A 6,848-nucleotide genomic window follows, 5' to 3' on the forward strand; every position below is an offset into this window, starting at 1 on the left:
CCGCAAGGGCTCTGCCCTTGACCCGCCAGGGAGCCAGCCCCCTGGACCCCAATTCGTCATGGTCACCCTAATTTTTCATTTCGTCATGGTCACCCCAATTTTTCATTCCGTGTATGCCAGGCAAAGAGCGTCAAACTCTCGTAAAGCCGCAACGCATCCTGACAGGGAGCCAACCACGAAATCTGCCACCCGGCCATGACCACCCGCCGCCGGGCATGCTCCAGCCGATGGAAAGGCCTGCCAAACCGCCACAAAGGCCATATATCCAGGAGCAGAGTCAGCCAAGTGACGGCCATGCCGGTGTGGACCGGCATGGCGGCGCGTTGCTGCAAGACAAAGCAGGTGATGGCGTTGGCCCAGGGGGATGGATCGAGATCCGGGTCGGCACAACGCTCCAACAGGATGGAGTGAACCAACGCCGAAACCGTTGCATCATGGTCGAACAGGATTCTTTTCACGTCCATAAATTCCTGATCACTGCATTTTGGTCTGGACATCAATTTGGTCTGGGTATCAAGATGTCCCGGGTGCGAGCCTGCCACGAACGCGGGTTTTCGCCAATCCGGGACGTTTTTTGCAGAGAACGTGACAACCCCTCTCCTTGTTCAGCAGCCAACGTGACGGGTTGGGTGCGCAGGCGAAAAATATGAGCGCGAGATCCATGCAAAGCCGTCTGGAAAATCTACAGCAAACAGCGCCAGGGAGAAAATTGCGGGTGACCCTGATACGCCCGCCGGTTTTTTTCCACAAGCGCAGCCTTTCCAACGAAGCCACCCCTTCCCTGGCCCTGGCCTACATCACCGCCTATCTGCGGCACCACGGGTACGATCCCTGTTGGATTGATGCCATGGCCGAAGGGTTGAATGCAACCTGGGAGCTGAAAAATTATCCCGGATTTTTGGGACACGGCCTGACCATCGAGCAGATTCTGTCCCGTATTCCATCCGACAGCGAAGTCATCGGATTTCACGCCATGTTCTCTTCGGAGTGGCCCATGGTCCGGGATCTGATCATGGCGGTGCGGGAAAAATTTCCCCATGCCCTGTTCGTCGCTGGCGGAGAACATCTGACCGCCTTGACGGAATATTCCCTGCGGGATTGCCCCGCCCTGGATATCGGCGCCCGGGGAGAAGGGGAACATCGCCTGTTGGAAATCCTCGAAACCGTCGCCCGGGGGGGGCGGTTGAACACAGTTGACGGCATCGGTTACCTGGATGAAACCGGCGCCTACCGGGAAACCAACGGCCTGCCCCGAATCCGCAACATTTCGGAACTGCCCTGGCCCTACTGGCCTCCAGGCTACATGGAGGCTTTTTGGAAATCCGGCAAATCCTACGGGCCCCAATCCGCACGCGACATGCCCATGCTTTGGACCCGTGGGTGCCCGTTCCGCTGCTCATTCTGCTCCAACCCCAACATGTGGACCTCCCGTTATGCCATGCGGGAGGTGGACGATGTCATCGCCGAAATTAAATATTATGTCGATCAGTATGATATCACCACTATACAACTTTATGATTTGACTGCTATTGTCAAAAAAAAATGGATCGTGGAACTTCTCGAAAAAATGTTGGCGCAAGGCGTTCGGGTCCATCTGGCCTTTCCAGCCGGGACGCGGAGCGAAGTCCTGGATGACGAAGTTTTGGCCCTGCTGAAAAAAGCCGGCACCACCTACATCAGCTACGCCCCGGAGAGCGGTTCGCCAGCGGTGTTGAAAATGGTTGGCAAACGCATCGATCTGGATGCCATTTTTCGTTCGATTGCCGCCGCTGTCCGGCATGGCCTGACCGTGCGCATCAACATGGTTCTGGGTTTCCCGGGGGAGACGCGCCGGGATGTGATGAAATCTTTGTGGTTCGGCTTGCGGTGCATGTACATCGGCGTCGATGAGATTCAGCCCTACATTTTCATGCCCTTTCCCGGCTCGGCCCTTTTTCGCCAACTGCTCTCCGCAGGGAAGATTCAACTGGGCGACCCCTATTTTTTGACCCTGAACACCCTGAATACCGACCTGACCAACCTCTCGCACCGCGTGTTTAACGAGCAGATGCGGCCTGGAGAGTTGACCTTTTACCGCCTGATCCTGACCCTGATTTCCTATTTTATCGGCTATCTTTTCCATCCCTCGCGCATCATCCGCACCATGCGCAACATTTTCAGTGAACACGATGCGGCCAATGTGTTTGAACATCGTTTGAAAGATGCCGTGCGACGTAAAAGAGTCGCTTCCTGAGCCTTTGTTGGGGCTTCGCCCTGAACCCCACCAGGAGGAAGGGCGCAGCCCTTCCTCCTGGACCTCCATCCCAGTTTTTCATTCGTCAGGCATTCATTCGACGCATGAGGTCATTCCCATGATTGAACAGCGCTCCAGCACCCTACCAAGATGGGCGGTCATTTTGATCCTCCTGGCGACCCTGTCCATCGCCCTGCGTTCGGTGCCGACTCTGTTCAATCTTCCCATCGAGGAAGATGGCTACATGGTCCTCACCAACGCCCGGCACATGGCCCAGGGAGATGGTGTAAGCTACGACGGACATTCACTCAACAACGGTTTCCAGCCCCTCTGGGTGTTCTTGAATGCCCCGGTTTATCGCCTGGTCCAGCTTGATCCGGAAAAGATGGTCCGGGCCACCTTTTTGTTGCACTGGTTGTTTTTTCTGGGCAGCGTCGTTCTGTTCGGCGCCATCACCCGGGATGCCATATCCTTGGAAAAAGCCGAACAGAAGCAACTGTTATTCTGGTTGGGCGCCCTGGTTTATGGTGGCGCCCTGGCCACCTGGCAGAAACAGTTCAATGGCCTGGAGACGAGTTGCGCCCTCTTCTTCTATGCCCTGGTTTGGCGCTACTACCAAAGCGGGCGCGCCGAAACCCGGCGGGGGGCCATCGGCCTGGGAGCCCTGCTGGGATTGCTGGTTCTGGCGCGTATCGACACCGTTTTTTTGGTCATTCTGTTGTCGATACAACGGTTGTTCATAAGCCGGGGTCAACCCCTGGCGGAACGCCTGGTCACCGCTGCGGCCATGGGCACCACGGCCTTTCTCGTCTCCCTCCCCTGGTGGGCCTACAACGTCATCCAGTTTGGACATTTGACGCCAACCAGTGGCCTGGGGTTGCAGGCTTGGGGATTTGTCCCGAAAAGGGTTTTTCATGGCGTCGACGCCGCCGCCACGATGCTGACGCCGCACTACTATGACGGCGACTTCATTAACCACTCCCTGTATGGGGGGCGGGTCATTCTGGGTGTGCGGATTGTGGTTGCTCTGCTGCTTCTGGTTTGGTTGTGGCGGCGGCGAGAGGCGTTGGGATGGCGTCAACTCCCGTCGATGCCCCGGGATGCGACAATCCGGCAAGCCACCAGACCGCAACGCACCCTGGAATTTGCCCTGGTTCTGGCAATATCCAATGTCGTGCTGTTGGTTTGGTATGTCGTCTCTTCCTGGGCCTGGTTTTTTTATGAACGCTATCTCACCCCCTGGATGCTTCTGGTTACGCCTGCCTATGCCCTTGTGCTCTTCGAGTATACCAGGCGCTGGCGTTGGCTCCCGGCTGTTGGCGCCATTCTCCTGGCTGTTCCGATCACTTTGGTCTCCATTGCCACGCACTTTGACGGCCATCTCAAAAAGAACATCATGTTGAGCGACCTGCTCCCCCTGGTCAAAAAAAGTGTCCCGGATGCCGATTGGATTGCCATCTCCCAATCCGGTACGGTGGGCTATTTCCGGGATCGTGTCGTCAATCTGGCCGGGGTGTCCAATATGGCGGTCATCCCCTTCCAGGATCACATGTGGGACTACCTGGATCGGGAGGGGATCAACTGGCTTTGCGATTGGCCGAGTATTGTCGAGCCCTTCCTGGGCAGCAAAATTCAGGATGGCACCTGGATTCTGGTCGATCAGCGCGATGTCGAAGGCGGTGATTTTCAGTTTCAGCTTTATCGGCGACGTGTTCCCATAGCTCGGAATCTCCCTCCCCGGTAAGGTCGTGGCTCAACCGTGTTGATTTGATGTGTAGAAATGCTCCAATGCTCCGGGAATAGCCAAGCCATGAATCGGGATCCAGGGGGTTGGCTCCCTGGCTTTGTCCAGGGCAGCGCCATGGTGATGAGGTTCGGGGCGAAGCCCTGACAAAGTCCTTCATTTCCAATCTCTTCTTGAAAGAGTACGGAATAGTCACGAAAAGTGAACACTTCAAATCATGTCGGTTGGTCCAGTAGGGTCAGACTTGATTGCGGATGCATGGTGGTGTCAACTCTTGACCTATGTATGGTCGACGCGAGAGTGGGTTTCCTTCCCTGCAAAACCGATTAGGCCTACATAGGACACCACCCGGAAATCAGGCCGCCAAGCCATTTCGCGAACTGCGAAAGTTGAGGTGAATAGTTGCGAAGAAAGTTCTGTTTAAGATTTTAAAGTAGAGAGTAAATGTTAACTGGAAAAATAAAGATCAACCGGAAAATAATAGTGGCAATTTTTGCAAATATGAGGGGTATCACCATTCGTAAATCGTCGCATGAATCGACCGGACTGCTTTGAATTATATATTTCAGTCAATGCGTTATCGTTGATGTTTCCTATCAATAATTCATTTTGTTTTACTATATTACTAAAGCGGCAACCACAAATTTCAACCTTGCCATCATGCAGTAATTTTAAATTGAAAGTGCCATAGCAGGGTATCTTTCTGCTGTCATAAATACGGTTCAGCCTCATTTCAGGTGGCAGATCGCTTTGTTTGATCATGCCTCCCCATGAGTCATAAAAGGGGGTAAAGCCCACTTCGACTGCCTGTTTTCCGGATGCTTTGTCGGCACAGCGCAAAAAGGGTTTGATCCGGCTGATAAAGTCGGGGCGTTGCAGGTTGACGTGTTTGGGGGTGTCGCTGCGGATCAGAAACATGATACCGACGCGGTGCCCCGATTGCTCATTGGCCATCAACAACTGGTCGATTCCGCGCATCAATTTGGGATAGGAGCGGTTGCGATAAATCCGCATGTACTCATCTGGATCAAAACCGGACATGGAAATGCTCATGGAGGTGATGCCCGAGCGAAGCAATCTATTGACATCGGTCTTTTCCAGCAGGATGCCGTTGGTGATGAAGTGTATGTTTTCAAAATTTAAATGACTGGCCCACTCCAGTCTCTGCAAACAATGACGATCAACCAGATTTTCCCCCACCAGGGGGCTGAAGACGAGACGTTTTCCCCCCATGGCCTTGTATTGGGTGAGGGCCTTCGTAAAAACTGTATCGGACATGGTGGCGTGGGGTCGCTGCTGATATTGGTAGCCACAAAAGATGCAATTGGCATTGCAGATGTTGGTCAACTCAATATCCAGCTGTTGCAGAGGAAATTTTTCCCATCGCTGCAACTCCGCTTCCCGCATGCGGGGCCGAAGATGCATGGCCAGGTTGGTTTTATGCCAGATCAAAAATTGATGGGCCAGGCATAAAAAATCCAAAAAATTTGGAAATTTGGCCGAAAGAAAAGATTTTAAATAATCTCTGATCATGCCCACGGTGATGCTATCTCCTGCAAGAAAAACTTTGACATGGTGTAACGATTCACCACCCGGCAACGAATCGGGTTTCAGAGGGCTGACTCCCTGGCAGATTCAGGACAGCGTCCTGGTGGATTCGGGGCGAAGCCCTGATAAAAGCTTTCATATGCGGGCTTTTCTTGAAAAGGTGGTGAATAGTTGCTTGACATGAAAGATTTCAAGGTTGAACGATCTCGGCATGACAGATCAGCGGATATGTGCTTGGACCCCCGCCACGGTGTTTTTCAACAACATGGCAATGGTCATGGGCCCTACACCGCCCGGAACCGGGGTTATGGCCGCCGCACGGGAGTGGGCCGAGGCAAAATCCACATCGCCGCAGAGTTGCCCCTCGGGAGTGCGGTTCATGCCCACATCGATGACCACAACCCCCTCCTTGAGCCATGTGCCTGGGATCAGGTGCGCCTGACCCACGGCAGCCACCAGAATGTCCGCCTGCCGGACAATGGCAGCCAGATCAGGTGTGCGTGAGTGGCATATCGTCACCGTGGCGTGGGCTGCCAGGAGCATCATGGCTACAGGTTTGCCAACGATGTTGGAACGACCTACGACAACGGCATGTCTGCCTGCGGGGTCCAACCCACTGACTCGCAATAATTCCATGATTCCCCATGGGGTGCAGGGACGGAAAAGCGGATTGCCGGTCACCAGGCGCCCCACGTTGAAAGGGTGAAACCCGTCGGCATCCTTGTTGGGGGAGATGTGTTCCAACACAACCTGCGACCGAATCTGCCGGGGAAGGGGGAGTTGGACCAAAATGCCATGTACCGCTGGATCCTGGTTGAGTCGGTCGATCAGCTCCAACAACTCCCCTTCGTGGGTTCCAGCCACCAGTTCGTGGGAGAATGAGCGGATGCCTACCTCTTCGCAAGCGCGCTTCTTGTTGCGTACATAAACCAGCGAGGCTGGGTCATGGCCTACCAAAACCACGGCCAAACCGGGTTGTACCCTGTGGCGTTGTTGCAGAAGGTCGATCTCCTTTTTTAAATCCTCCCGGATTTGCCGGGCGATCTCCTTGCCATCGATGATTGTTGCCATGCCAAAGTTTCCTCAAAAAAAAACGATTGAAAAAAAGAGGGGGTCTGGGGGATTCATCCCCCAGCGGGGTTTGGGGCAGCGCCCCAGAAAAAATCGGGGGCAGTGCCCTTGATTTAGAACAACCCCAGAAGGGCAAGCCCTTCCAAGGTTGCCTTTCCAAGGTTGCCCTTTTGGGGTTGCTGCCTATTGTAGCCATTTGCCGTCCAATGCGGGGAACGCCTGCGTAAAACCGTTGAAAAGGTCGGTCAGCAG

The 6,848-nt window shown here is 54.3% G+C and carries 5 protein-coding genes; 2 read left to right on the forward strand and 3 right to left on the reverse strand.

Features of this window, described 5'->3' with window-relative positions; all coding sequences use genetic code 11:
- Positions 1-89: 89 nt before the first annotated feature.
- Positions 90-458: a hypothetical protein gene (locus tag HQL63_15285; protein ID MBF0178188.1), complete on the reverse strand. Its 369-nt coding sequence runs from the start codon at positions 456-458 to the stop codon at positions 90-92.
- A 203-nt stretch (positions 459-661) separates the two neighbouring features.
- Here HQL63_15285 and HQL63_15290 point away from each other — a divergent pair, with 203 nt between their 5' ends.
- Entirely contained in the window at positions 662-2,233 is a 1,572-nt protein-coding gene (locus tag HQL63_15290) for a B12-binding domain-containing radical SAM protein (GenBank protein MBF0178189.1), read from the forward strand.
- 118 nt (positions 2,234-2,351) lie between these two features.
- Positions 2,352-3,977 carry a hypothetical protein gene (locus tag HQL63_15295; GenBank protein ID MBF0178190.1) on the forward strand — a complete coding sequence of 542 codons (1,626 nt, stop codon included), beginning with the start codon at positions 2,352-2,354 and terminating at the stop codon, positions 3,975-3,977.
- 447 nt (positions 3,978-4,424) lie between these two features.
- On the opposite strand, the gene HQL63_15300 is transcribed toward HQL63_15295, so the two are convergent.
- Positions 4,425-5,516: a radical SAM protein gene (locus HQL63_15300; protein MBF0178191.1), complete on the reverse strand. Its 1,092-nt coding sequence runs from the start codon at positions 5,514-5,516 to the stop codon at positions 4,425-4,427.
- 228 nt (positions 5,517-5,744) lie between these two features.
- Entirely contained in the window at positions 5,745-6,596 is an 852-nt protein-coding gene (gene folD, locus HQL63_15305; protein ID MBF0178192.1) for a bifunctional methylenetetrahydrofolate dehydrogenase/methenyltetrahydrofolate cyclohydrolase FolD, read from the reverse strand.
- Between the last annotated feature and the right edge of the window lie 252 nt (positions 6,597-6,848).

It is taken from the genome of Magnetococcales bacterium, assembly GCA_015231175.1.
GTDB lineage: Bacteria > Pseudomonadota > Magnetococcia > Magnetococcales > DC0425bin3 > HA3dbin3.

Excerpts from the sequence above, each read along its gene's own strand:
- HQL63_15290 (MBF0178189.1), top strand. The coding sequence starts at position 662 with ATGCAAAGCCGTCTGGAAAATCTACAGCAAACAGCGCCAGGGAGAAAA.
- HQL63_15295 (MBF0178190.1), top strand. The coding sequence starts at position 2,352 with ATGATTGAACAGCGCTCCAGCACCCTACCAAGATGGGCGGTCATTTTG.
- folD (MBF0178192.1), bottom strand. The coding sequence starts at position 6,596 with ATGGCAACAATCATCGATGGCAAGGAGATCGCCCGGCAAATCCGGGAG.